Source organism: Thalassotalea sp. G20_0 (assembly GCF_017744175.1).
GTDB lineage: Bacteria > Pseudomonadota > Gammaproteobacteria > Pseudomonadales > Endozoicomonadaceae > Endozoicomonas.
In genome coordinates, this window is the sequence record NZ_JAGHQV010000254.1 from 1 (window position 1) to 1021 (window position 1021).

General features: G+C 46.3%; 1 pseudogene. It reads left to right on the plus strand.

Annotated features, from left to right (window positions below):
• Positions 1-1021: pseudogene (locus J7438_RS25885) on the plus strand (hypothetical protein); the annotation flags it as partial.

Below are 1021 nucleotides of genomic sequence, written 5' to 3' on the forward strand. Positions count from 1 at the left end.
CTTGATAATATTATCATCGGAGGAAGTGGTAATAATTTCCTGTATGGACTTGAGGGGCAGGATGTTCTGTCGGATGACATCGGCAACGACTACCTCAACGGCGGAAATGATAATGTTCGTGATCTATTGGAAGGCGGCCAAGGTTTCGATACATACGTCGTCAAAGACAATGATGTCATAAATGACTCTGATGGTAATGGGGTAGTCAATTTCAACGGACAGACTCTTTTTGGGGGAACCCGGCAAAAAGACTCGCCTGTTAATGTCTACCATGGTGGTGGGAATACTTATGTTCTCAATGGTTCAAACCTTGTTGTCAATGATTCGTTAACCATTGAGAATTTTGAATCCGGCAGGTTGGGTATCGTTCTTTCTACCCTTGAAGAAGAGGAAGAAGACGAAACTACAGAGACAAATCCAGGAGGAACGAATCCGGGTGGAGGTACTAACCCGGATGATGGAACTGGTTCTGGAGGTGGTTCGGGTACAGACCCAGGCACAGACCCGGGCACAGACCCAGGCACAGACCCAGGCACAGACCCAGGTACAGACCCAGGTACAGAACCAGGTACAGACCCAGGTACAGAACCAGGTACAGAACCAGGTACAGAACCAGGTACAGAACCAGGTACAGAACCAGGTACAGAACCAGGTACAGAACCAGGTACAGAACCAGGTACAGCTGAACCCTCTTTACCTGGTGCAGATACTCTAATATCTGTCAAGGATGGTGTTGAGCTTTGGTTGAATGAAGATGGTACTGTAGAGCTTAGGGATACGAATAAGACTCTGGCAGAGCTGGATACGCCTGATAATCCATTGGATTCAAATGATGGCGACAATATTGATCCTGAAAGTGGAAAGAAAAAAGATAGTAAGTTAATTCCAACGCGACTGACAGGCAAAGTGTTGCCCGATGGCACTATCATTCTCACTGATCCTCTTACTGGGAAGGAGTATGTATATGGTAGAGATTATACATCCCTCAGTGACTTGGAAAATATACTACTCCCTCCACCAC